The organism is Arthrobacter sp. A2-55, from assembly GCF_025548615.1.
GTDB lineage: Bacteria > Actinomycetota > Actinomycetes > Actinomycetales > Micrococcaceae > Specibacter > Specibacter silviterrae.
In genome coordinates, this window is sequence record NZ_JAJLOZ010000056.1 from 1 (window position 1) to 22,441 (window position 22,441).

Annotated in this window: 23 protein-coding genes; 10 read left to right on the forward strand and 13 right to left on the reverse strand. The window is 68.5% G+C overall.

Annotation, left to right across the window (positions count from 1 at the left end):
• Together LPN03_RS14740 and LPN03_RS14745 are read right to left on the reverse strand one after the other, a co-directional pair.
• A partial coding sequence (locus tag LPN03_RS14740; RefSeq protein WP_262454816.1) for a UvrD-helicase domain-containing protein occupies positions 1–1,076 on the reverse strand: 1,076 nt, incomplete at its 3' end.
• The gene (locus tag LPN03_RS14745) at positions 1,073–1,510 is read right to left on the reverse strand and encodes an MGMT family protein (protein WP_262454817.1); all 438 of its coding nucleotides are present in this window, start codon (positions 1,508–1,510) and stop codon (positions 1,073–1,075) included. The genes LPN03_RS14740 and LPN03_RS14745, both read right to left, overlap by 4 nt.
• An 83-nt stretch (positions 1,511–1,593) precedes the next feature.
• Here LPN03_RS14745 and LPN03_RS14750 point away from each other — a divergent pair, with 83 nt between their 5' ends.
• The 6 genes from LPN03_RS14750 (at position 1,594) to LPN03_RS14775 (ending at position 6,990) form a co-directional block, all read left to right on the forward strand.
• Entirely contained in the window at positions 1,594–2,280 is a 687-nt protein-coding gene (locus tag LPN03_RS14750) for a 3'-5' exonuclease (protein ID WP_262454818.1), read from the forward strand.
• Positions 2,281–2,613: 333 nt separating this feature from the next.
• Entirely contained in the window at positions 2,614–3,567 is a 954-nt protein-coding gene (locus LPN03_RS14755) for an ABC transporter substrate-binding protein (RefSeq protein WP_262454836.1), read from the forward strand.
• Positions 3,568–3,597: 30 nt separating this feature from the next.
• A complete protein-coding gene (locus LPN03_RS14760; RefSeq protein WP_262454819.1) occupies positions 3,598–4,359 on the forward strand; it encodes an amino acid ABC transporter permease in 762 nt (253 codons plus the stop codon).
• Positions 4,356–5,093 (forward strand): amino acid ABC transporter ATP-binding protein, encoded by a 738-nt coding sequence (locus LPN03_RS14765; RefSeq protein WP_262454820.1) that lies wholly within the window; start codon positions 4,356–4,358, stop codon positions 5,091–5,093. The genes LPN03_RS14760 and LPN03_RS14765 overlap by 4 nt, the downstream gene beginning before the upstream one ends.
• Before the next feature lie 160 nt (positions 5,094–5,253).
• Positions 5,254–6,432 (forward strand): glycoside hydrolase family 3 N-terminal domain-containing protein, encoded by a 1,179-nt coding sequence (locus tag LPN03_RS14770; RefSeq protein WP_262454821.1) that lies wholly within the window; start codon positions 5,254–5,256, stop codon positions 6,430–6,432.
• A gap of 9 nt (positions 6,433–6,441) precedes the next feature.
• Complete coding sequence (locus tag LPN03_RS14775; RefSeq protein WP_262454822.1) at positions 6,442–6,990, forward strand: MOSC domain-containing protein; 549 nt, start codon at positions 6,442–6,444, stop codon at positions 6,988–6,990.
• Between the two features lie 72 nt (positions 6,991–7,062).
• On the opposite strand, the gene hemL is transcribed toward LPN03_RS14775, so the two are convergent.
• From hemL to hemE, 8 genes are all read right to left on the reverse strand, one after another.
• Positions 7,063–8,370, reverse strand: coding sequence for a glutamate-1-semialdehyde 2,1-aminomutase (hemL, locus tag LPN03_RS14780; protein ID WP_165181964.1), 1,308 nt, complete (start codon positions 8,368–8,370; stop codon positions 7,063–7,065).
• Positions 8,371–8,408: 38 nt separating this feature from the next.
• Positions 8,409–9,389 (reverse strand): porphobilinogen synthase, encoded by a 981-nt coding sequence (gene hemB, locus LPN03_RS14785; protein WP_262454823.1) that lies wholly within the window; start codon positions 9,387–9,389, stop codon positions 8,409–8,411.
• Positions 9,386–10,291, reverse strand: coding sequence for a uroporphyrinogen-III synthase (locus LPN03_RS14790; RefSeq protein WP_262454824.1), 906 nt, complete (start codon positions 10,289–10,291; stop codon positions 9,386–9,388). The genes hemB and LPN03_RS14790 overlap by 4 nt, the downstream gene beginning before the upstream one ends.
• Positions 10,288–11,271: a hydroxymethylbilane synthase gene (hemC, locus tag LPN03_RS14795; protein WP_262454825.1), complete on the reverse strand. Its 984-nt coding sequence runs from the start codon at positions 11,269–11,271 to the stop codon at positions 10,288–10,290. The genes LPN03_RS14790 and hemC overlap by 4 nt, the downstream gene beginning before the upstream one ends.
• Before the next feature lie 4 nt (positions 11,272–11,275).
• Positions 11,276–12,508 carry a ferrochelatase gene (locus LPN03_RS14800; protein ID WP_262454826.1) on the reverse strand — a complete coding sequence of 411 codons (1,233 nt, stop codon included), beginning with the start codon at positions 12,506–12,508 and terminating at the stop codon, positions 11,276–11,278.
• Complete coding sequence (hemQ, locus tag LPN03_RS14805; protein WP_262454827.1) at positions 12,505–13,215, reverse strand: hydrogen peroxide-dependent heme synthase; 711 nt, start codon at positions 13,213–13,215, stop codon at positions 12,505–12,507. The genes LPN03_RS14800 and hemQ overlap by 4 nt, the downstream gene beginning before the upstream one ends.
• Positions 13,216–13,289: 74 nt before the next feature.
• Positions 13,290–14,786, reverse strand: coding sequence for a protoporphyrinogen/coproporphyrinogen oxidase (locus LPN03_RS14810; protein ID WP_165181974.1), 1,497 nt, complete (start codon positions 14,784–14,786; stop codon positions 13,290–13,292).
• A 22-nt stretch (positions 14,787–14,808) separates the two neighbouring features.
• On the reverse strand, positions 14,809–15,870 hold the full coding sequence (gene hemE, locus LPN03_RS14815; protein ID WP_165181975.1) for a uroporphyrinogen decarboxylase: 1,062 nt from the start codon (positions 15,868–15,870) through the stop codon (positions 14,809–14,811).
• A 173-nt stretch (positions 15,871–16,043) separates the two neighbouring features.
• Here hemE and LPN03_RS14820 point away from each other — a divergent pair, with 173 nt between their 5' ends.
• Positions 16,044–17,369 carry a glutamyl-tRNA reductase gene (locus LPN03_RS14820; protein ID WP_165181976.1) on the forward strand — a complete coding sequence of 442 codons (1,326 nt, stop codon included), beginning with the start codon at positions 16,044–16,046 and terminating at the stop codon, positions 17,367–17,369.
• A 777-nt stretch (positions 17,370–18,146) separates the two neighbouring features.
• Here LPN03_RS14820 and LPN03_RS14825 read toward each other — a convergent pair.
• Together LPN03_RS14825 and moeB are read right to left on the reverse strand one after the other, a co-directional pair.
• On the reverse strand, positions 18,147–19,133 hold the full coding sequence (locus LPN03_RS14825) for an SDR family NAD(P)-dependent oxidoreductase (RefSeq protein ID WP_165181977.1): 987 nt from the start codon (positions 19,131–19,133) through the stop codon (positions 18,147–18,149).
• Positions 19,134–19,167: 34 nt separating this feature from the next.
• Entirely contained in the window at positions 19,168–20,373 is a 1,206-nt protein-coding gene (moeB, locus tag LPN03_RS14830; protein ID WP_262454828.1) for a molybdopterin-synthase adenylyltransferase MoeB, read from the reverse strand.
• 111 nt (positions 20,374–20,484) lie between these two features.
• On the opposite strand from moeB, the gene LPN03_RS14835 reads away from it, so the two are divergent.
• From LPN03_RS14835 to LPN03_RS14845, 3 genes are read left to right on the forward strand one after another with little or no spacing between them, the layout of a single operon-like run.
• Positions 20,485–21,138 (forward strand): TetR/AcrR family transcriptional regulator, encoded by a 654-nt coding sequence (locus LPN03_RS14835; protein WP_165181979.1) that lies wholly within the window; start codon positions 20,485–20,487, stop codon positions 21,136–21,138.
• Between the two features lie 47 nt (positions 21,139–21,185).
• Entirely contained in the window at positions 21,186–21,410 is a 225-nt protein-coding gene (locus LPN03_RS14840) for a DUF3107 domain-containing protein (protein WP_165181980.1), read from the forward strand.
• Between the two features lie 42 nt (positions 21,411–21,452).
• Positions 21,453–21,758, forward strand: a complete 306-nt coding sequence (locus LPN03_RS14845) for a hypothetical protein (RefSeq protein ID WP_262454829.1) — start codon at positions 21,453–21,455, stop codon at positions 21,756–21,758.
• 12 nt (positions 21,759–21,770) lie between these two features.
• Here LPN03_RS14845 and LPN03_RS14850 read toward each other — a convergent pair whose 3' ends face one another.
• The gene (locus tag LPN03_RS14850) at positions 21,771–22,427 is read right to left on the reverse strand and encodes a 4a-hydroxytetrahydrobiopterin dehydratase (protein ID WP_262454830.1); all 657 of its coding nucleotides are present in this window, start codon (positions 22,425–22,427) and stop codon (positions 21,771–21,773) included.
• Positions 22,428–22,441 lie beyond the last annotated feature (14 nt).

A 22,441-nucleotide genomic window follows, 5' to 3' on the forward strand; every position in this document is an offset into this window, starting at 1 on the left:
GCCCGGTGCCCGCCGCGGCTTTGTGAGATGCGGTCCACGACTCCCGTCCAGGCCTTGGCCAGTTCCGGGGTCAGCCGGTGCGAGGTGGACAGGGTGAATTCGGCCACCGGCACCCCGTCCCCGGCCAGGGACTCCCGCAGCGTGCCGACGAGGTCCGGGCGGGCGCCGCGGAAGCCCTGGACCACGGTGTCCGGCGAGGCGGTGACCAGGATGTCCTTGCCGCCGCCCACCAGTGCCAGGAGCTCGTGGACGGAGCGGTTGGCTTCCTGGATGTCGTCCACCAGCACCAGTTGTAGGCGGGCACGCTCGGCCTCGAGGAATTCGGCGTCGTTGCGCAGCAGCGTGGCGGCGGCCGTGATGATCCCGGCGGGGTCGAAGGAGCCCGATTTTCCCCAGTCCACCACGTCCCGGTACTCCTGGTAGAGGGACGCTGCGGCCACCCAGTCCGGGCGTGCGTTTTCCCGGCCCAGCTCCGCCAGCTGGTCCGGGGCCACGTCATACTCGATGACGCGGTCAAAGAGCTGGCGCACCTCCTGGCGGAAGCCGCGCGTGTCGAGGGCGCCCGCGAGGTCCGGCGGCCACCCTGGCAGCCTGCCCAGGCCCATCCTGTGGCCGGCCAGCAGGTCCTTGATGATAAGGTCCTGCTCCGGCCCGCTCATGAGCCGCGGCGGGCCGTCGACGTACGGCATCCGCCCCTCCACCTTGGCCCGGCGCAGCAGGTCAAAGGCATAGGAGGACCAGGTGCGGGCCGGCGAGGTGCTCAGGCTGCGCGTGAGCCGGGCGCTAAAGGCATTGCGGAGCCTGGCAGCTGCCAGCCGCGACGGGGCCAGCAGGAGGGCACCTGCCGGATCAACGCCGTCGTGCTCCATGCGCTTGACGGCGGCCTCCACCAGTACCGTGGACTTGCCGGTGCCGGGCGCACCCCAGATGAGGACGGGGCCGGAGCCGGGCGCCAGACCGATGACGGCCTGCTGGTCGGGGCTGGGGGCGGGCGCGGGAAGCTGGGACCCCGTGGGCGCCACGAGGGTCAGGCGGGGCAGGGCGTGCGCGGCGCCCTGGGTGTGTAGCGTGCTCATGCCTGCAGTCCATCACGGGGCACCGACATTTTTGCCGCAGGCCCCGCTTCAGGCGCCGCGGCAGGCCCGACGGCGGCATGGAGCCGGGCGGCGATGGCGTCGATGGCGTCAAATTCCGGCTCGCTCGGGTTCCAGCGGGCCAGTGCCATGTCCACGCGCCAGGACGGGCGCTCCCCGCCCGTTTCCCCGCGCAGTGCCGTTGCCTCCTCGCGGTAGTGGACCAGGGCCTTGGCGTCGTGGCACACGGGAGGCAGCCCGGCGGCCCGGATGACCCGCCACCAGGGCACCGCCGAACCGTGGTGGGACATGACCGAACCGACCTGCCGCGGCCCGCCGCTTTCCAGCAGTGCCGCAATGTCCCCGTAGGAAAGGACCTGCCCGGCCGGGATCAGCTCCACGACGTCCAGGACCGCTTCAACATACTCAGCACGCATGGTTCCAGCGTAGTTGTCCACAGCGGGGCCCGCGTCACGGCCCCGGCGGCAATTGTGTCGGCCCCAGCAGGTAGCGTAAGGGCATGACTAGTTGGAGCATGCACCCCCGGGCCGCGTTTGACCTGGAAACCACGGGCAAGGACCCCCGTGAGGCCAGGATTGTCACGGCGTCCATTGTCATGGTGGACGACTCCGGGGCCGTCGCGGAGACGTATGAATGGCTGGCCGACCCGGGAATGGACATCCCGGAGGAGGCCGCCGCCATCCACGGCATCACCACGGAGCACGCGCGCGAACACGGCCAGCCGGGGGATGTGGTCACGGCGGAAGTGGGCGCGGTCCTGGACACACTGTTCAAGAACAACATCCCCGTCATCGCCTTCAACGCCAGCTATGACTTCACGGTGCTTGCCCAGGAGGCCCGCCGCCACGGGCTCGCCCAGATTGCTGCGGCACCCGTCATTGACCCCTTCATCTGCAACAAGCACGTGGACAGGTTCCGCAAGGGCAGCCGCACGCTGGTGGCCCTCTGCGAGGAATACGGCATCACGCTCGACGACGCCCACACCTCCGCCGCCGACGCCGAAGCCACGCTCCGGCTGGCCGACGCCCTCGCCGCGAAATACAGCGCCCTGCGGCTTGATGCCGCCGAGCTGCACACGGCCCAGGTGGGCTGGGCGCGCGAGCAGGCTGCCGACTTCCAGCAATATTTACGCCGTGTGAAGGACCCTGCAGCCGTCATCGAGGGCGATTGGCCCGTGCTGCCCTAGTAAGATGCGGACCGCGGCACCGCCATGAGCTAAATCACACAGGCAATTCACAGCCTCCACTGCCCCGCACCCACGCCGCTCCTGCGGCGTTCGGACCGCTTTGCCCGGACCTCGGTCCACTCTGCGCCCGCATCATCCCCCACAGCTTCGGCAAATCGCACTTTTATGACGCACTTGTTCGCCTCCGCCATCCTGGGCGTCCGGATGACATAATTTAGTTTCGTGGGTTGAGATCTGCTATGAAGCTTCACCGGATTCACCGTGCACTCCCCACACCTGTGAAACCCTCCCGCGCATCTACGGGTCGGGCACGTCTATGAAAGTGATTGCTTGATGAAGAATTCAGCCCTGAAGTGGCTCACCACCGTGCCGGTCGCCGTCGCACTGGCGTTTTCCCTGGCGGCCTGCGGCGGCGCCGCAACCACCGGCAGCTCGGCCAAGTCCACCGACGCCCTGGCTGGTGCCGACCAGCAGCACACCAGCAAGTACACGACCGAGTCGGTCACGGCGCTGGACAAGATTGACACCAGCAAGCTGGGGCTGATCACCCCCGGCACCCTGAAGGTTGGCACGCTCTCCGACGCCCCGCCCAACATCTTCATCGACAAGGACGGCAAGTTCACCGGCTACGACAACGAGCTGCTGCGCGCCATGGCCGGCAAGCTGGGGCTCAAGATTGAGTTTGCCTCCACCAAGTTCCAGGCACTGCTGAGCCAGGTCAAGAACAAGCAGTTCGACGTCGGCTCCTCCTCGATCTCCACCACGGACGCCCGCCGCCAGACTGTTGCCTTCACCAACGGCTACGATTTCGGCTACATGGCGCTGGTGACCAAGGATGACGCCAAGGTCCAGACCTTCGCCGGGCTGAAGGCCGGGATGCGCATTGGCGTGGTTTCGGGCAGCGTGCAGGAAGACTACGTCAAGAACACCCTGGGCATCGACCCGGTTTCCTTCCCTGATTACAACACCGTGTTTGCCAGCCTGAAGAGCGGCCAGGTTGACGCCTGGGTGGCCCCGTCCCAGCAGGCCACGGGCCAGGTCAAGCCGGGCGACGGCACCAAGATCGTGGAAAAGAAGCTCAACACCCAGAACTTCACCGCATACGCCGTGGCCACCGACAACAAGCCGCTGATGGACGCACTGAACTCGGCCCTGGACGCCGTCATTGCCGACGGCACGTGGACCAAGCTGACCTCACAGTGGTACACGGACCGCACCACCGCCGCCCAGCAGACCCCCGAAGGCTGGAAGCCGGGCAGCAAGTCCGTCAAGATCCCGGCCAAGTAGAGACCGGCCAGAAAGAAGTAGCGGGTCCACATGGATTACTTGAACCGACTCGGCGAGACGTTCCTTGATTGGAACCAGATCGCCGAGGTCCTGCCCAGCCTGTTTGCCGTAGGCCTGCCCAACACGGTGGTCCTGGCCTTGGCCTCCGGTGCCATTGGCACCGTCCTGGGGCTGATCCTGGCACTCATGGGCATCTCCCGTAATCTCGTGGCCCGGTGGGCCGCCCGGGCGTACACGGATGTGTTCCGTGGACTCCCGGCGGTCCTGACCATCCTGGTGATCGGCCTGGGCTTTGGCCCGATTTTCCGTGAACTGACGGGAAGCAACAGCCCCTACCCCATGGGCGTGGCCGCCCTGTCGCTCATGGCGGCGGCCTACATTGGCGAGATTTTCCGCTCCGGCATCCAGAGCGTGGACAAGGGCCAGCTGGAGGCCGCCCGGGCGCTGGGCTTCGGCTACGGCGCCTCCATGCGCTCCATTGTGGTACCCCAGGGCATCCGGCGGGTTCTGCCGGCGCTCATGAACCAATTCATAGCGCTCATCAAGGACTCCTCCCTGGTGTTCACCCTGGGCCTCCTCTCCTCCGAACGGGAGCTTTTCCAGATCGGCCAGGATGCGGCGGCCCGCAGCGGCAACCTCTCCCCCTACGTTGCGGCGGCCATCTTTTACCTGGCGCTGACCATCCCGCTGACCCACCTGGTCAACTACATCGACAACCGCCTGCGCACGGGCAACAAGCCGAAGGAACCTGACACGGCGGCCGCCGTCGTCGGGAAGGGAGCATCTGCATGAGCAAGTTTGACCCCGGGTCCCTGACCGCCAAGGGCGTCCACCTGTCCTTCGGTTCCAACCACGTGCTGCGGGGCATCGACCTGCATGTGCCCCAGGGGACCACCGCGTCCGTGATCGGCCCGTCCGGTTCGGGCAAGTCCACCCTGCTGCGCGTCATGAACCGGCTGATCGAACCCGATGCCGGCGACATCCTTTTGGACGGCAAGTCCGTGCTGAAGGACAGCCCGGACGAACTCCGCCGGCGCATCGGCATGGTGTTCCAGCAGTTCAACCTGTTCCCCCACAAGACCGTGGTGGAAAACGTGGCGTTCGCGCTCCGCCGGCTCCGCAAGCTCCCCAAGGACCAGGCCCGCGCCAAGGCCCTGGAGCAGCTGGACATGGTGGGACTGAAGCACAAGGCGGACGTGCGCCCGGGCAACCTCTCCGGCGGGCAGCAGCAGCGCGTGGCCATTGCGCGCGCCCTGGCCATGGAGCCGGAGGTCATGTTCTTTGACGAGGCCACCTCCGCCCTGGACCCGGAACTGGTCAAGGGCGTCCTGGCGCTCATGACGGACCTGTCCAAGGGCGGCATGACCATGGTGGTGGTGACGCACGAAATGGGCTTCTCCCGCAACGTCTCCGACACCGTCACGTTCATGGACGGCGGCGTGGTGGTGGAAACCGGCTCGCCCGAGCAGCTCTTCACCGAGCCGAGGACCGACCGGCTCAAGGGCTTCCTCTCCGACGTCCTCTGATTCCCGCCCGGCCTTCCGTTGACATTGGAGATAACCACCTCCGCCGCCGTTGGGGTTGGGTGGTTATCTCCAATGTCGACGGGCCCTATCCAATGTCGACGGGCCCGATGCGGAGTAGAATTTCCGGCTATAGATTCCTTCTAGCCAAGCCGAGTGCGCCATGCACCACCACCCCAAGCACGCCCCCTTCAAGACCATGGCGCTCGTTGCGGCCCTGCTCGCCGCAACCCCGCTCCTGGGTGCGGCGCCTGCCCAAGCCGGCCTGGCCGGCGTCGTGCCGTTGTCTGCCAGCACGGCGGCGCTGACTCCAGCCCAGCACCTTGCCCAGATGACGATGGGCCAGCGCGTGGGCCAGCTTTTCATGGTGGCAGCCAATGCCACCGGGGCCAGCCAGGCCACCATGAACGTGCTCAGCTGGGACCATGTGGGCAACGTCTACCTGGCCGGGCGCAGCTATGCCGGGATCAGTGCGACGGCGGCAGTGGTGGACCGGATGACGGGCACCGTGTCTGCGGCCACCACGGACAATGAATACATGCTGGTGGCCACCGACCAGGAGGGCGGCTACGTCCAGGTCCTCAATGGCCCCGGCTTCTCCAGAATTCCGACGGCGCTGTCCCAGGGCACGCTCTCCGCGTCCACGCTGGCGGCGGATGCCAGAAACTGGGGAAACCAACTGCGGTGGGCAGGCGTCAAGGTTGACCTGGCCCCTGTTTTAGACACGGTCACCCAGGCCTTTGCAACCTACAACGCGCCAATCGGATACTTCCAGCGCGAATACGGGTATACGCCGCAGGCCGTCTCCGCCAAGGGCAATGCCTTCCTGGCCGGGATCAGGGCCGGGTACGTCATGCCAACGGCCAAGCACTTCCCGGGGCTGGGGCGTGTCACGGGCAATACGGACGTGACAGGCAATGTGCACGACACCCAGACCACCATCAACGATCCCAACCTGCTGCCGTTCAGGAATGCCATTGCCGGGGGCGTGCGCTACATCATGGTCTCCAGCGCCTACTACGACAGGATCGATGCCCGGCCCGGCAAGATCGCGCCGTTCTCCACCATTGTCATGCGCACCATGCTCCGCTCGCAGCTCGGCTTTACCGGCGTCATTGTTTCCGACGACCTGTGCAACGCCGCGCAACTGTCCCCGTGGAGCTGGGGCGTGCGGTCCAACAACTTCTTCAACGCCGGCGGCACCATGCTCCTGTGCGCCAATCCCAATGCCATCCCCTACATGTACGGCGCGGTCCTGGCACTGGCCCGCGCCAACCCGGCCTTTGCCGCCGAGATCAATGCCGCGGCGCTGAAAGTGCTGACGGTGAAGGCGGGCGGCTAGGCTGGCAGCGTGAATGATTCGCCGCGGGTGGTGGCCGTGCACCGGGACAGGGAGCACCGTTTTGGCAAGCCGCTGGCTGCCGCCATAGAGCTTCTGGAAGGGCTTGGCGTGGCAGGGGATGCCCACTGCGGCAGGACCGTCCAGCACCGGTCCCGGGTGCGTGCTGGCCCGACCCAGCCGAACCTGCGCCAGGTCCACCTCATGCACGGGGAACTTTTCGACTGGCTGGCAGGCAGGGGCTTCACGGTGGATCCGGGCGCCCTGGGGGAGAACATCACCACCGCCGGGCTTGACGTGCTGACCCTGCCGCGCGGCGCCCTGTTGCACATCGGGGGCCGCGCCGTGGTTGAAGTGACAGGACTCCGGAACCCCTGTTCCCAGATTGAGGACTTCCAGCCGGGCCTGCTGAGGGAGCTGGTCGGGAGGAACGACGACGGCGGCATCGTGAGGCGGGCGGGCATCATGGGAGTGGTGCTCCGGGGCGGGCCCGTCCGCGCAGGCGACCGCATCGCCGTCGAGCTTCCCGAGGGGCCGTGGCAGGTGCTGGACCGCGTTTGAGCCGATCCCGGGCCCACGTTGTCGCCATCCGCCACCGCTGCGGACAGTCCTCCCCGGCCCCGATGCCGAAAATTATGCCGTCGCGGCAGCCGCAGCCTTCGCCGCTGCCGGCAGGGACGCAAAAATGCGGTTCATGGCGGCATCGTCGTGCGCGGCGGAAAGGAACCAGGCCTCGAACACGCTCGGCGGCAGGTAAATCCCGGAATCCAGCATGGAGTGGAAGAAAGGCGCGTAGCGGAACGCGTCCTGGGCCTGGGCGTCGGCGTAGTTGTGCACGCCGTTCGCAGAAGTGCCAAACGCGACTGAGAACAAGTTCCCGGCGCGCTGGATGGAGTGGTCCACGCCCTCCGCCGCCAGGGCACCGGACACGGCGGCGGACAGTTCCAGCGAGCGGGCGTCCACGGTCTCATAGACGGATGAGGTGGCCGCCCGAAGCGTGGCCACGCCGGCTGCCATGGCCACAGGGTTCCCGGACAGGGTGCCGGCCTGGTAGACGGGGCCCAGGGGCGCCAGATAGTCCATGACGTCGGCGCGGCCGCCCAGGGCCGCCGTCGGAAGCCCGCCGCCAATGACCTTGCCGAAGGTGAACAGGTCCGGCGTCCAGCCCTCGGAGGAACCCGTCAGTCCCCAGTATCCGGCCGGGCCCACACGGAATCCGGTCAGGACCTCGTCCAGGATCAGCAGCGCCCCGTGCTCCGTGGTGATGCGGGACAGCCCGGCATTGAAGCCCTCGGCAGGGGTCACCACGCCCATGTTGGCGGGCGCGGCCTCGGTAATGACGGCGGCGATCCGGTCACCGTGCGCGGCGAAGGCGGCCTCGACGGCGGCGAGGTCGTTGTACGGCAACACCAGCGTTTCCGCAGCCGTCGCGGCGGTGACGCCGGCGGAACCGGGCAGGGCGAGGGTGGCCAGGCCGGAGCCGGCTGCGGCCAGCAGCGAATCGAGGTGGCCGTGGTAGCAGCCGGCGAACTTGATGATGAGCTCCCGGCCCGTGAAGCCGCGGGCCAGGCGAACGGCGGTCATGGTGGCCTCCGTGCCGGTGGAGACCATGCGCAGGTGCCCCACGCCGGGCACGCGGTCCTTGACCAGCGCGGCCAGTTCGCTCTCGGCAGGGGTGGAGGCGCCAAAGCTCAGGCCGTGGTCCACGGCGGCGTGAACGGCGGCCAGCACGTCAGGGTGCGAGTGCCCCAGCAGCGCCGGCCCCCACGAGCAGACCAGGTCCACATATTCGCGGCCGTCGGCGTCGGTGATGTACGGGCCCCTGGCATCGACCATGAAGCGGGGGGTGCCGCCCACGGAGCCGAAGGCGCGCACTGGCGAGTTCACCCCGCCGGGCATGAGGGTCTTGGCGCGGTCGAAGAGTTCCTGCGAACTGGTCATGAAAAGGTCCTTGGCGTAAAAGTGGGGAATCGGATGGGTCAGTTGTTGCGGAGCCAGCCGGCCAGCTCGGCCGCCCAGTATGTCAGGATCATGGTGGCGCCGGCCCGCTTGATGCTCAGCACCGATTCCTCAATGGCGGCGCGGCGGTTGATCCAGCCGTTCGCGGCGGCGGCCTCAATCATGGCGTATTCGCCCGAAATTTGGTAGGCAGCCACGGGCACGGGGCTCATGGCGGCCACGTCGGCGAGGATGTCCAGGTAGCTCATGGCGGGCTTCACCATGACAATGTCGGCGCCTTCGGCCAGGTCAAGCTCCACCTCGTGCAGGGCCTCGCGGCGGTTGCCCGGGTCCATCTGGTAGGTCCGCCGGTCGCCCTGCAGCTGGGAATCCACGGCTTCGCGGAACGGGCCGTAAAACGCGGAGGCGTACTTCGCCGCGTACGCCAGCACGGACACCGAGGTGAATCCGGCGGCATCAAGCGCATCGCGGATCACGCCCACCTGCCCGTCCATCATGCCCGAGGGCGCCACCACGTGCGCGCCAGCCGCAGCCTGCGCCACGGCCATCTTGGCGTAGATCTCCAGGGTGGCGTCATTGTCCACCGAGCCGTCGGGGGCCAGCACGCCGCAGTGGCCGTGGTCGGTGAATTCGTCCAGGCACAGGTCGCTCATGACCACCAGGGCGTCCCCCACAGCGGCACGGACATCCCGAATGGCCCTGTTCAGCACTCCGTCCGGGTCCAGCGAGGCGGTCCCGGCGGCGTCGCGGACGGCCGGAATGCCGAAGAGCATAATGCCGCCCAGCCCCAGCTCCACGGCCTCCCGGGCTGCGGCGAGCAACGATTCGGTGGTGTGCTGCACCACGCCCGGCATGGAGGAAATGGTGCGCGGTTCGCTCAGGTCCTCGCGGATGAACACGGGCAGGATCAAATCGGCCGGGGCCAGCTGGTATTCGGAGACCAGCCGGCGCATGGCCGCGGTGGTGCGCAGCCGGCGCGGGCGGTGCTGGGGGAAGCTCATTTCATCTCTCCTGTGGTGCTGGGGGCGGATTGCTGCACGGCCGCAGCCAGGGCGGCCACGATTCCTGCGGGCGTGGGGTGTTCGGCCGTGGCGGCAATGCGCAGGCCCAGCCTCTCGGCCTCGGCCCGCGTGGGCTGCCCGATCGCCACAACCAGGCAGGATTCCGGCAGCGGCGACAGGGTTGCTGCAACCCTGCGCGCAGCGCTTCCCGAGGCAAGCACGACGGCGTTGACCGCCCCCGCGCGCACCTCCCCTGCCGCTTCGGCCGGGGTGAGCAGGGGGTAGCTGCCGGAACCGGGTTCCGGGCGGGAATGCGCCAGCGCGGCCGTCAGCCGAAACGCCGGGTCTGCCGGGTAGTCAACGGTCCGGTACGCCGTGACTGTTTCCGGCGTCCAGCCCTTCGCTGCGAGGCCGTCAGCGAGCGTCGGCTCGGCCAGGTTGGACTGTGGCAGCAGCACCCGGGCGTTGCCGCCCCGGTCCGGGCCGCCGTCGTCCGCAGGAAAGCCGGGCCACAGGGCCACCAGCCCGGCAGCGGACTGCACGTCCACGGGCGCCAGTTCGGCGTGGATGCCCTCGGCGGCCAACACGGCAACGGACGTGGGCCCGATGGTCGCCACCCGCGTACCGGGGGGAACCAGCTCCGCCAGCACCGTCCCTTCAGCCTCACACCACTGTTTCAGGGCGCGCACCGTGGTGATGGAGCTGATGACCAGCCAGGCGTACTCGCCGGCCCGAAGGCGGTTCAGCGAGGCGCCGAGGAGGTGGTTATCTCCAACCTCAAAGTCGATGAGCGGCACCAGCACGGGCTCGGCACCGGCGGCTGCCAGGGCAGCGGCCAATGCACCGGCCCGGTCCCGGCTGCGCGTCACGGCCACGCGGAGCCCCGCGAGCTCCCCCGTCATTTCCCGGAGCCGGACAAATCTGCCAGGTCCGCGGCGCCGCCGGCGAGGAGTTCCTCGGCGAGGTCGATGCCCAGGAGGGTGGCGCCCACGGTGGTGAGGCCGTCGGTGGCTTTTTTCAGGCGCAGGGACCGGGTGCCGTCGAGCGAGCAGACCACCGATTCCAGGTACAGCATGGAGCCCTTCCGCCAGGCGAGCGCCCCCACGGGGGCGCTGCAGCCGGCCTCGAGGCGTGCCAGGAGGGCGCGCTCGGCGGTGACAGCCAGGCGGGTGTCGTGGTCATCCACGGCAGCCAGCGCCTGGCCGAGGACGCCGGTCAGGACCGTGTCGGCAGTGCGGCATTCCAGAGCCAGGGCGCCCTGGCCGGGTGCGGGCAGCATGACGTCGGGCTCGAGGTACTCCGTCACGGCGTCCAGCCGGCCTATGCGGGACAGACCCGCGGCGGCAAGGACCACGGCGTCGAGGTCGCCCGTCTTCCCCGGCACCACCTCGGCAGTTGCGTTGCCGGACAGGCCGGCCACGCGGCCCAGCCGGGTGTCCACGTTGCCGCGGATGTCCACAATGTTCAGGTCCGGCCGGGCGGCGAGCAGCTGCGCGGCGCGGCGCGGGGAGCCCGTACCGACGGACGCACCCGCGGGCAGCTCCGCCAGCGTGACGCCGCCGCGCGAGCACAGGGCATCGCGCGAATCGGCGCGCACCGGGATGGCGGCCAGCGCCAGGCCCGGCACGGCAGCGGTGGGCAGGTCCTTGAGGGAATGCACGGCAACGTCCACGCCGCCATCCAGCACGGCGGCGCGGAGGGCGGCGGCAAAAACGCCGGTGCCGCCCATCTGGGACAGCGGGCCGGTCAGGACGTCGCCGTCGGTCCTGACCGGGACAATCTCCGCCTCAAAGCCGCCCACAGCCTTGAGCTGTTCGGTAATTTGCCCTGTCTGGCTGAGGGCCAGCTTGCTCCCGCGGGTTCCAATTTTCACAGTAGCCATTGTCTCAGACATGCGTGGCGGAGCCGCCCTCTGCCAGTACAGCCTTGGCGGGTGCCAGGCCCACGGTGCTGCCGTGTTCGGCGATGGGGGGCTTCTCACCGCGGAAGTTGCGGGAGTCCCCGGCCGGGGCAATGTCGTACCAGGGGCCCAGGTCCGTCATGGCGGGGCGGTCGGCGATGTGGTTCGCCACGGTACGTTCGCAGACCAGGTCCACCAGGCCGGAGACAAACAGCGGGTGCGTGCCGGGGGTCGGTGCGCGGTCAAAGGCCAGGCCCAGTTCAGCGCACGTTTCCGCGGCCTCCGTGTCCAGGTCCCAGACAACTTCCATGTGGTCGCTGACAAAGCCCAGCGGCACCACCACGATGCCCTTGGTGCCGGCAGCCGCCAGGTCCGCGATTGCGTCGTTGATGTCCGGTTCCAGCCACGGCACGTGCGGGGCGCCGGAGCGGGACTGGTACACCAGGGACCAGTCGGCGCCCTCAACGGCAGCAGGCTCGACGGCGGCCATCACGGTCCGTGCCACGGCCAGGTGCTGGGCCACGTAGGCGGAACCGCCCTCAAAGGTGCGCGGTTCGTCGTCGGACATGCCGGCGGCCTCGGCGTCCCGGGTGGGGATGGAGTGGGTGGAGAACAGCACGTGGACCGGCGCCTCGGGCGTGCCGGCGGCGGCCAGTTCGGCACGGACCTTCGCCAGCGAGACGGCGGTGCCCTCAAGGAACGGCCTGACGAAGCCGGGGTGGTCAAAGTACTGGCGCACCTTGTCAACTGCCAGCTTGCCGTCCAGGCCGGTGGAGGCCAGCGCCATGCCGATGTCCTCGCGGTACTGCCGGTCGGAGGAATAGCAGGAGTAGGCGCTGGTGGTGACCATCAGGAGGCGGCGGTGTCCGGCGTCGTATGCTTCCTGCAGCACGGCGGGAATGTAGGGGTCCCAGTTGCGGTTGCCCCACAGCACCGGCAGCTTGATGGAGCGGGCGGCCAGCTCGGCTTCCAGGGCAGCCTTCAGGGCGCGGTTCTGGGCGTTGATGGGGCTGACGCCGCCGTTGGCGCGGTAGTGGTGGCTGACCTCTTCGAGGCGCTCGTCCGGGATGCCGCGCCCGCGCGTGACGTTGCGCAGGAACGGGATTACGTCATCCTGGCCCTCGGGCCCGCCAAAGGAGGCCAGCAGGATCGCGTCGTACTCGGCGGGCGCTGCAATCAGCAGCGAAGGGTCCAGCCCGGCGTGGGGGGCTGCGGTCATCGGAGGACCTCTGCAACCTCGGCTGCGCTGATCCGGCGCCCGGTGTAGAAGGGGATCTCGTCGCGCACGTGCAGGCGGGCGTCGGTGCTGCGCAGGTGGCGCATCATATCCACCAGGTCGGTCAGCTCGTCGGATTCCAGGCCCAGCAGCCACTCCCAGTCACCCAGCGCGAACGCGGCAACCGTGTTGGAGAGGACTTGCGGGAAGTCGCGGCCCAGGATGCCGTGGTCGCGGAGCATCCGGCTGCGGTCCTCGGCGGGCAGGATGTACCAGTCATAGGAACGCACGAACGGGTACACGCACACCCAGCCCTTGGGCTCCTTGGTGCCCATGTACGCGGGGGCGTGGCTCTTGGCGAACTCGGCTTCACGGTGCACGCCCATGGCGGACCAGGCGATTTCGGTGGCGGAGAACAGTTCCGTGCGGCGGATGTCGCGCACGGCCTTTTGCAGGGCTTCGGGCTGGGCGCCCACCAGCCACACCATGATGTCGGCGTCGCTGCGCATGGCGGAGACATCGTAGGCTCCGCGCAGGGTGATGTTCCGGGCCGCGAAAGTGGAGGCCAGCTCCTCGAAGGCCGCTGCGGCGCCTTCGCCGCCGGTGTAGGTGCCGGTGCGCTTGAACACGGTCCACAAGGTGTACGGCGTGGCCTGCGCAGCGTCGGGCTCGGAAGTTTTGGTGACAGATTCGGCAGAAGTGTGGCTCATGGGTTCCAGTGTGCACCCTGGGGGACGCAAACAGGAAACCCAGCTTCTCTACATGACGTAGAAAGTGGCGAACGTCACTCCGTGGCGGCGTCCACCAGGGCCCGGACCTGCCGGCGCGTGCCGGCCACCACGGCGGCCAGCCCGTTCCCGGACATCCAGCCGCCCGCCAGCACCAGCCCTGGCTGCTGCTGCGCCAGCGCATGGATCTGCGCCACCCGGCCCTGATGCCCGACGGCGGCAAACGGCAGTGCGCCCCTCCAGCGGACAATGTCGGAGCCCAGGACGTCGGCGTCGGTGATGGGCACGCCCAGCAAGGTGCTGGCGTCTGCGAGCGCCGTGGCGGTCAGCGCCGCACCGTCCACGGGCCGCGCGGTCAGGCGGACGGCATCGGCCGCCGCCACCCCGGACCGCCCGTAGGAGAGCCGCAGCACGTGGGTGCCGGGCCCGGTGGAATCGGCCAGCCAGTCCCATTTGGCCGTTGCGTGGGTCAGCGCCTTGGCGGAGATGCCCTCCACCTGCGGCGCCACGAGGATGCCCGTGCCGCGGGGCTTGGAGTCCAGCTCCGGCACGTCCACCACCAGCGTGACCAGGCGGATGTCCGGCCCCGGGGCGGGGGCAAAGGGCAGCAGTTCCGGCACCTCGGCGGCGAGCAGCTTGACGGCCGTGGGGCCGTCGGTGGCCACCACCAGCACGTCCACGGACTCTGAGCCGCTGTCCCGGCCCGCCTCCCAGTCCACGGTCCAGGGGACGGGGGCGCCGGCGTCGTGCCTGGACTTGGCAGGCCGGCTGATGCGTGTCACGGCGTGGCCGGAATGCAGCGCTACACCGTTGGCCCGGAGCCTTTCCACCAGGGCGGCCACCAGGGTGTGCATGCCGCCGTCGAGCCCGCCCACGGCGGAACCGGGCTTGGAACCGGAGGCCCGCAGGGCTGCGACGGCGGCTGCCAGTGAGCCGTGCTCGCGGATGCCGGCGCGCAGGCCCGGCGCCACCATGTCCACGTCCAGGACTTCCGGATCGGCGGAGTGCACGCCGCCCACCACGGGCGCCACCAGGCGTTCCAGCACGCGACGGCCCATGCGGGCCCGGACCAGCTCCGCCACGCTCAAGACGGCCTCGGTGGTGCCCACGCTGGCGGACATTTTGGCGTCAAGGGTGGCCCGCAGGATCCCGGAGGCGCCCAGGGCCGCCCGCACCTCGGGTGCATGCAGGTCCGACGGGATGCCCAGGATGCCGGTGCGGGGCAGAGGCACCGGGCCGTCCGGCAGCCACACCCAGGCGCCGGCGGGGTCCGGGGTGACGATCTTCCCGGCCAGCCCCAGCTCTTCGGCCAGCTCGGCCACGGCTGTGCTGCGCGTGGCGAACGATTCAGCCCCGCTGTCCAGCTCCACCCCGGCCACCTCGTGGACCCCCACGCACCCGCCCCAGGAGGCTGCGGCGTCGTATACGCCCACCTGCCAGCCGGCCGCCTGCAGGTCCAGGGCCGCCAGGAGTCCTGAGATCCCCCCGCCCACCACGGCAGCTCGGCGGGGCGCGGTGCTATGCAGCGCCGGGGTGTGCTGGTGTTCGGGCATGGGGCCTCCTTGCGGGCTCGTGTTACGGCTCGATCGAGTGAATCAGTTCAACCACGCGGGTCAGCACGGCCGGGTCCGTCTCGGGCGGCACGCCGTGGCCCAGGTTCACCACGTGGCCGGGCGCTGCGGAACCTGCCGCCACCACCTCGCGGACATGGGCCTCCAGCACCGGCCACGGGGCGCTGAGCAGGGCCGGGTCGATGTTGCCCTGCAGCGGCACGGTGCCGCCCAGCCGGCGGTTGGCCTCGTCCAGCGGCAGCCGGTAGTCCACGCCCATGACGTCCACGCCGACGTCGTGCATGGCCCCGAGCAGCTCGGAGGTGCCGGTGCCGAAGTGGATCAGCGGCACGCCCGTCCCGCGGACATGGTCCAGTGCCCGGGACGACGCCGGGGCCACATGTTTGGTGTAGTCGGCCAGGCCCAGCGACCCCGCCCAGGAGTCGAAGAGCTGGCCCGCGCTGGCACCGGCCTCGATCTGGGCACGCAGGAACTTGCCGGAGGCGTCGGCAGCCCAGTCCATGAGCCCCTTCCAGACGTCGGGGTCGGCGTGCATCATGGTGCGCGGGCCCAGGTGGTCGCGGGTGGGGCGGCCCTCCACCATGTACGCGGCAACGGTGAAAGGTGCGCCGGCAAAGCCGATGAGCGGGGTGCTGCCCAGTTCGGCCACGGTCAGGGCCACGGCCTCGCGGATGGGGTCCAGGGATTCGTCCGTCAGTTCCGGCAGGGCGGCCACGTCGGCGGCCGTGCGCACCGGGTGGTCCAAAACGGGGCCCACGCCGGGGACAATGTCCACGCCCACGCCGGCCAGCTTGAGCGGGATGACTATGTCGGAGAAGAAAATGGCGGCGTCGGTGTCATGGCGGCGCACGGGCTGCAGGGTGATCTCCGAGGCCATTTCGGGCTTGAGGCATGATTCCAGCATGGTGGTGCCCACGCGCAGCTCGCGGTATTCGGGCAGTGAGCGGCCGGCCTGGCGCATGAACCAGACGGGGCGCCGGCTCGGCGTGCCGCCGCGGTAGGCGGTGATCAGGGGCGAATCGGAGGTGCGGCCGTCCATGAGCGGATGGTTTGGGCTCAGTGTCATGGCACCACCATACAGAGGGAAACCGGGAGGCGTTTGTGCACAACTTGTCCGCCCGGGGCCGCATTCAGGGGCGGAACGGCCGCAGCCGGGTAAGGAGCATCACAGCCCTTTGGTGACAAATTAGGTCATCCTGTCCATAAACTCACATGTAAAGGGTCTACGATATTGGAATTGTGGTCCTTTTCTCTCTCGTAGCCTCGCACTCCAACATTGACTTGGAAACCGTTGCCCGCCTCAGCGCAGGTGCTGCGGCGGTCAGTGCTGAGGTGGTGTCGGGAAACAATGCCGTGGCCGGGCTGGTCACGCTCGCCACTTGCAACCGCTACGAACTGTATGCGCAGGCCCGCAGCGCCGAGGAGGTTGAGGACGCCCGCCAGAGCATCGTGGCCGCCGTCAGCGCCCACTCCGGGCTGGCCGAACACCAGGTTGCCGAAGCGCTCGCCACCCAGGAGGGCCCCGCCGTTCCGCGCCACCTGTTCGCCGTGAGCACCGGCCTGGATTCCGCCGTCGTGGGAGAGCGTGAAATTGCCGGCCAAGTGCGCCGGGCCCTCAGCACGGCCCAGGACGCCGGGGTGAGCACGCCCGCCCTGGTCCGCCTGTTCCAGGCCGCCTCGAAGACCGCGAAGGAAGTCGGCGCCCAGACGGCGTTGGGTCGCCGCGGCATGTCCATTGTCTCGGTGGCCCTGGAACTGGCGGCCGACCTCCAGGACGTCCGCTCGCTGGCCGGCAAGACTGCGGTCCTCTTTGGCACCGGTGCCTACGCAGGGGCTGCCATGGCCCAGCTGGCCCAGCGGGGCTGCACTGACATTCGCGTATATTCCATCTCCGGCCGGGCGGAAACGTTCACCGCCTCACGCGGCGGCACGGCGCTGAGCGAGGAGACCTTGCCGGGCGCGCTGGCCGAGGCGCACCTGCTGGTGGGCTGCAGCGGCTCCGAGCAGCAGCTCGCGGCTGCGGACCTGGCCGGGTTGCGCCCCGGCGGATCGGCCCAGCTGACCGCGATAGACCTGGCTCTCTCCCACGATTTTGCCCCCGACGTGGCGGACCTGCCGGGCGTTGACCTGCTGACCCTGGAGACCGTCCGCCAGGCCGCCCCGGCGGAGCAACAGGAAACCCTGTCCGAGGCCGCCGCCCTGGTGGCCAGCGCCGCGGAAAGCTTCGAGCAGGCCCAAAATGCACGGTCCCTGGACCACGCCATCGTGGCCCTGCGCCGCCACACCATGGCCGTGCTGGATGACGAAATTGCCAAGATCCGCCAGCAGCACGGCTGCACCGCGGCCACGGCCGAGGTGGAGTTCGCCATGCGACGCATGGTCAAGCAGCTCCTCCATGTGCCCACGGTGCGGGCGAAGGAGCTGGCGGCGGCAGGGGACGCCGAAAGCTACCTGTCGGCGCTGGACGCGCTCTATGGCTTGAAGGTCGAGCCGGCCGGACTCCAGGCTGCCGCGGAGGAAAAGCTCGCCATGACGCACGACGGCGGCGAGTCGGCCAGCGCCTGACGCAGCCTCGCTTGCAGTGGTCGAGAAGCAAGCGCCGGTGGTCGAGCAGCGAGCCCTGCGAGCGCGTCGAGACCCGGTGGTCGAGCCGCCCCGCTTGTCGAGCAGCGAGTACAGCGTTGGCTTCCACGACGATCGGAGGTGCAGCTCCTGCGACCACTTCGGTACACAACCCGCAGGAGCCGCACCATCGAATCGACCATGGTGCGCCCGCAGCCCGGGCGGATCCCGAAAGTACAGATGAGGCTGTCCACGACAGTCGTCGACGGCCGAATCTCCGATGCGCGGCGCCGACCACACGGCCAGTCAGCAGCGATGGCGACATAGCCCGGCCGTAAGTCGCCATCCCTGCTGACTCGAGGGCCGGGCGGCCGCGGGATGGCCCACGACAATCGGTGGTGCAGCACCTGCGACCACTTCGGTACACAACCCGCAGAAGCTGCTCTTTGGAATCCCGGCACCACCACCAACTCGCAGGAGCTGCACCATCGAATCCCGGCACCACCACCAGCACGCAGGAGCTGCACCATCGAACCGACAGTGGCGTGCCGGCAGCCCGGGCGGACCCCGAGAAAATACAGATGTGGCTGTCCACGACAGTCGTCGACGGCCGAATCACCGATGCGCGGCTCCGACCACCCGCTCAGTCAGCAGCGATGGCGACTTAGCCCGGCCGTAAGTCGCCATCCCTGCTGACTCGCGGCGCCAGCGAACGCCGGACGGCTCGATCCGGGCCCCGGATCACCCGAGAGTGCGCAAATGGCGACCCTCGGCACCCCGTCAGCCCAGGGCGTTGACCCGGGTCAGTTTCGCTGAAAGCTCCCACAGCTTTCGCGCGGATTCACTGTCCACGGCGTGCGCGTCCACCCCGACAAAACGTGCAAGGGGCGATTCCGGGTCTGTGGGACGGGCAATGTCGCAGTCCTCGCAGTACACCCCGCCCTTGCCGTCCAGCTCGGCCGAGGTGGCGGCCCACACAGACGTTGCCGCGCCTTGCTTGGGCGTCTTAAACCCCTGGCGGAGGGTTCCGGATTCATCCATCCAGCCGGCGGCCACCATCTCCTCACGGGCCAGGTGGCGCTGCAGCCCGGTCATGATGCCTCCCGGGTTCACAGCAAACGCCCTGACCCCGTGGTCCCGTCCAAGCCTGTCCAACTCCACGGCAAAAAGGCTGTTCGCCGTTTTGGCCTGGCCGTAGGCCTCCCATTTGTCGTAGCCGTGCGTGAACTGCGGGTCGTCAAAGTGGATGCCGGACCGTTTGTGGCCCGTGGAGGACAGCGACACCACCCGTGCGCCGCCGTCGGCCAGGGCAGGCCACAAGCCGTTGGTGAGCGTGAAGTGGCCCAGGTGGTTCGTGGCAAACTGTGCCTCCCAGCCGGGCCCCACCCGGGTTTCCGGGCATGCCATGATGGCCGCGTTGTTGACCAGGATGTCCAGGCTCCGGCCGGAATCAACATAGCCGCGGGCAAAGGCCTTCACGCTTTGCTGGTCGCCCAGGTCCATGGCCCGAACCTCCACGGAGCCCAGTCCTGCCTCGGCCAGCACGGTGCGGGCATGGGCGGGGCGGCGGGCGGGCACCACCACGCGGGCCCCGGCGTCGGCAAGTGCGCGCACTGTCTCCAGCCCCAGGCCCGAATAGCCTCCCGTGACAATGGCGTCGCACCCGGCCAGGTCCACGCCGTCGAGCACTTCGGCGGCCTCGGTGTCGTGGCCCCAGCCGGAGCCGATGGGCTGCTGCGGGGTGTCTTCGTGCAAACGGTGGATCATGTGACTCCCCTTGTGGCGGGTGGCTTCTGCCAAACTATTCGCTTGCGCGGCTTTTGTCGCCAGCCAACCACGCGTCGATCCCGCCGTCAAGATGCACGACGTCGGCATATCCGGCGGCCTTCAGGCTCGCCAGGGCCTGCGCTGAGCGCCCCCCGGACTTGCAGTGCAAAACCAGCGGCACATCCCGGGGGATGTCCTTCAGTGCGGTGCCGTCCTTGATCCCGCCCACCGGCACCAGCACGGAACCGGGAATGCGGGCGATGGCAAATTCCACGGGCTCGCGGACGTCCACCAGCACGAAGGAGTCCTCCCCCCGTTCCCTCTTGGCCAGGCGGGCGGCGAGCCGGTCCGCGGAGATGAGCTCGTTGCGGTCCTCTTCCGCGCCCTGGGGCAGGAGCCCGCAGAAGAAGTCGTAGTCAATCAATTCCGTGATGGGGGCGGCCGCGGGGTCCTTGGCGATGCGGATTTCACGCCAGCGGGCGGTCAGGGCGTCAAAGATGAGGAGGCGGCCCAGGAGTGTCTGGCCGATGCCGGTGATGAGCTTGACGGCCTCGGTCACCATCATGGCGCCGATGGACGCGCACAGCATCCCGAACACGCCGCCTTCGGCGCAGGAGGGGACAGTGCCGGGCGCCGGGGGCTCGGGGTAGAGGTCGCGGTAGTTGGGGCCGTGCTTCTCCCAAAACACGCTGACCTGTCCGTCGAAGCGCAGGATGGAGCCCCACACATAGGGCTTGCCCAGCAGTGCCGCGGCGTCGTTGACAAGGTAGCGGGTGGAGAAATTGTCCGCGCCGTCCAGGATGACGTCGTAGCTGCTGAAGAGCTCCAGGGCGTTGGAGGAATCCAGCCTGACGGGGTGCAGCACCACGTTCACGCCAGGGTTCAGTTCAAGGATGGCGTCGCGGGCGGATTCCAGCTTGGTGCGGCCAATGTCTGAGACGCCGTGGATCACCTGGCGCTGCAGGTTGCTCAGTTCCACGGTGTCGTCGTCAATGACGCCCAGGGTGCCCACCCCGGCGGCGGCCAGGTACAGCAAGGCGGGCGAGCCAAGCCCGCCGGCGCCGATGACCAGCACCCGGGCGTTCCGCAGTCGCTGCTGGCCCTCCAGGCCGATCTCAGGAATGAGGGCGTGGCGGGAATACCGCTCCATTTCCTCCCTGCTCAGTGCAGGGCCGGGCTCCACCAGCGGGGGCAGCGAGGCCGCACGGGTGGGGGTGAGCTGTTGGATCAGGGAAACCATGCTTAATACGATAGTCCGGCCTGGTCGGAAAGGATTGTTACCCACAGGTAGAATGGCAGGGATCCTTCCCGCAAGGTCATATGGGGAGGAATTGAGTGAAAGGCTCTCGCGATGACTTTGGACGCCTCCCCCGGAGAGCACAACACCCGCCGTGCCCCGCTCCCCAGACTGCCGCGTGACGAGCGCCGGGCGCAGCTGTTGGCATCGGCCCTGGAAGTTTTCGTCCACAACGGCTACCACGGCGCCGCCATGGATGAAATTGCCGAGGCCGCCAAGGTCAGCAAGCCCGTGCTGTACCAGCACTTCCCGAGCAAGCGCGAGCTCTACCTGGCCCTCCTGGACAGCCATCTGGCATCCCTGACCACCATGCTGCTTGCCGCACTGAACTCCACCTCGGACAACAAGCTGCGCGTGCAGGCCACCATGAAGGCGTATTTTCATTTCATGGCCAAGGACGACCAGGCTTTCCGGCTGGTGTTTGAATCGGACCTGGTCAACGACCCCGATGTGGCCGCACGGCTGGAAAAGTTCAATTCGGACTACGCCGACGCCATTGCCGGGGTCATTGCCGAGGACACCAAGCTGGCCCACCTTGAAGCCACGCTGCTGGGCCGTGCACTGGCCGGAATGGCGCAGGTCAGCGCCCGCTACTGGCTCGAAGCCAACGGCGACCTGGACATCGAAGTGGCCAGCGAGCTGGTCTACCGTTTAGCTTGGCGCGGAATTAGCCGCTTCCCCAAGGAACCGCAGCTCCCGTCGGCATAGAGTTTGCTTGTACTTTCATTTTGCACGTTTGCACCGAGGAGACACCTGTGGAAATCAAGATCGGCATCCAAAACATCGCCCGCGAAATTGTCCTCGATTCGGAGCAGTCGGCAGAAGACATTGCCGCACTGGTCTCGGAAGCCCTGGCCAAGGGCTCCGAACTGCGCCTCAAGGATGAGAAGGGCCGCATCGTCATTGTTCCGGGCAACGCCCTGGGCTATGTTGAACTGGGCGCCGAAGAGGCCCGCCGGGTTGGTTTCGGCGCACTGTAGGCCTTTTAGGCTTCATACTCCTTCCAGGAAAGAGGACCACTCATGGTTGCCTTGGTCATCATTGCGTTGACGGCCGGTGCCTTTGGTGCCATAGCCTGGGGCGTTGACAAGCACCGGACCACTTTTGGGGCACTGCTGCCGGCCGGCGCCGCCGTGGTTGCCGCCGAGCTGGTCTGGATGGCCACCATGGCATTGCGCCTCGACACCTCCCCCGCCACGGCCTGGATCCCCTGGATCCTGTCGATGGTGGTGGGCGGGGCCGTGGCGTCGGCCGTGGCCGGCTACGTGGGGCGCACCCGGCACGCGAAGGCCGTTGCGCGGACCAACGAAATCCTGGCGATGCACTAATTCCCGCCAGGGTTAGGCGCCGCGGCCCGCCTCCGTGCACACGCACAGCCGGTTCCCCTGCGCATCCGTGGCAATGACGAAGCGCGGCGCAGCGCCGTGGTCCAGCGAAGCCCCTGCGGCTTCGACGGCGGACAGCACCCCCGGGCTCTGCGAGTACGGCACGGTCACATCCAGGTGGAAGCGGTTGACATTGGGCGTGGCCGTCTGCTGAAACCACACGGACGGTCCGCGGCCAAACGGGTCCACCAGCGCACCGTCCTCCGCCTTGCGGTAGCCCAACGCGGCGCGCCACGTCTCTGAAATTGCGTCCGCATCATCCGTGTCAATGGCAATTTCCACTGTGTGCAGCAACTCCGGACGGGCCGCCGCGCCGGCCTCTGACGCCGCAGCGGAAATTGCCCGCGCAAGGGCCACGTCCCGGGCGGTCACCTTGGAGCCGGCGTCATGGGAGGTCAGGGCCACAAACAAGGTGTCGTAGCGCCAGTCGACGTCGGGGTGGTGGTTGGCTTCCTGCGCCAGCGCCCCGATCGCGGCAAACAGCTCCAGTGCCGCGGCCGACGTCGGGCACTTCAGTGCCGTGCGCAAGGCACCAAGGCCCAGGGTCCAGTCAGGCAGGGAGGCCAGCTCGGCGTCGATCTCGGGGCGGGTCAAAGCATCGTTCGCGGCCACGGCAGGCTCCTTCA

What these genes read in the sequence shown, in the direction of transcription:
- hemC (WP_262454825.1), bottom strand. Translation starts at nt 11,271, where the DNA reads ATGGCTACTGTGAAAATTGGAACCCGCGGGAGCAAGCTGGCCCTCAGC.
- LPN03_RS14810 (WP_165181974.1), bottom strand. Translation starts at nt 14,786, where the DNA reads ATGCCCGAACACCAGCACACCCCGGCGCTGCATAGCACCGCGCCCCGC.
- LPN03_RS14755 (WP_262454836.1), top strand. Translation starts at nt 2,614, where the DNA reads ATGAAGAATTCAGCCCTGAAGTGGCTCACCACCGTGCCGGTCGCCGTC.
- LPN03_RS14825 (WP_165181977.1), bottom strand. Translation starts at nt 19,133, where the DNA reads ATGATCCACCGTTTGCACGAAGACACCCCGCAGCAGCCCATCGGCTCC.
- moeB (WP_262454828.1), bottom strand. Translation starts at nt 20,373, where the DNA reads ATGGTTTCCCTGATCCAACAGCTCACCCCCACCCGTGCGGCCTCGCTG.
- LPN03_RS14750 (WP_262454818.1), top strand. Translation starts at nt 1,594, where the DNA reads ATGACTAGTTGGAGCATGCACCCCCGGGCCGCGTTTGACCTGGAAACC.
- LPN03_RS14800 (WP_262454826.1), bottom strand. Translation starts at nt 12,508, where the DNA reads ATGACCGCAGCCCCCCACGCCGGGCTGGACCCTTCGCTGCTGATTGCA.
- LPN03_RS14845 (WP_262454829.1), top strand. Translation starts at nt 21,453, where the DNA reads ATGGTTGCCTTGGTCATCATTGCGTTGACGGCCGGTGCCTTTGGTGCC.
- hemQ (WP_262454827.1), bottom strand. Translation starts at nt 13,215, where the DNA reads ATGAGCCACACTTCTGCCGAATCTGTCACCAAAACTTCCGAGCCCGAC.
- LPN03_RS14835 (WP_165181979.1), top strand. Translation starts at nt 20,485, where the DNA reads ATGACTTTGGACGCCTCCCCCGGAGAGCACAACACCCGCCGTGCCCCG.
- hemL (WP_165181964.1), bottom strand. Translation starts at nt 8,370, where the DNA reads ATGACCAGTTCGCAGGAACTCTTCGACCGCGCCAAGACCCTCATGCCC.
- hemE (WP_165181975.1), bottom strand. Translation starts at nt 15,870, where the DNA reads ATGACACTGAGCCCAAACCATCCGCTCATGGACGGCCGCACCTCCGAT.
- LPN03_RS14760 (WP_262454819.1), top strand. Translation starts at nt 3,598, where the DNA reads ATGGATTACTTGAACCGACTCGGCGAGACGTTCCTTGATTGGAACCAG.
- LPN03_RS14745 (WP_262454817.1), bottom strand. Translation starts at nt 1,510, where the DNA reads ATGCGTGCTGAGTATGTTGAAGCGGTCCTGGACGTCGTGGAGCTGATC.
- LPN03_RS14770 (WP_262454821.1), top strand. Translation starts at nt 5,254, where the DNA reads ATGCACCACCACCCCAAGCACGCCCCCTTCAAGACCATGGCGCTCGTT.
- LPN03_RS14790 (WP_262454824.1), bottom strand. Translation starts at nt 10,291, where the DNA reads ATGACGGGGGAGCTCGCGGGGCTCCGCGTGGCCGTGACGCGCAGCCGG.
- hemB (WP_262454823.1), bottom strand. Translation starts at nt 9,389, where the DNA reads ATGAGCTTCCCCCAGCACCGCCCGCGCCGGCTGCGCACCACCGCGGCC.
- LPN03_RS14765 (WP_262454820.1), top strand. Translation starts at nt 4,356, where the DNA reads ATGAGCAAGTTTGACCCCGGGTCCCTGACCGCCAAGGGCGTCCACCTG.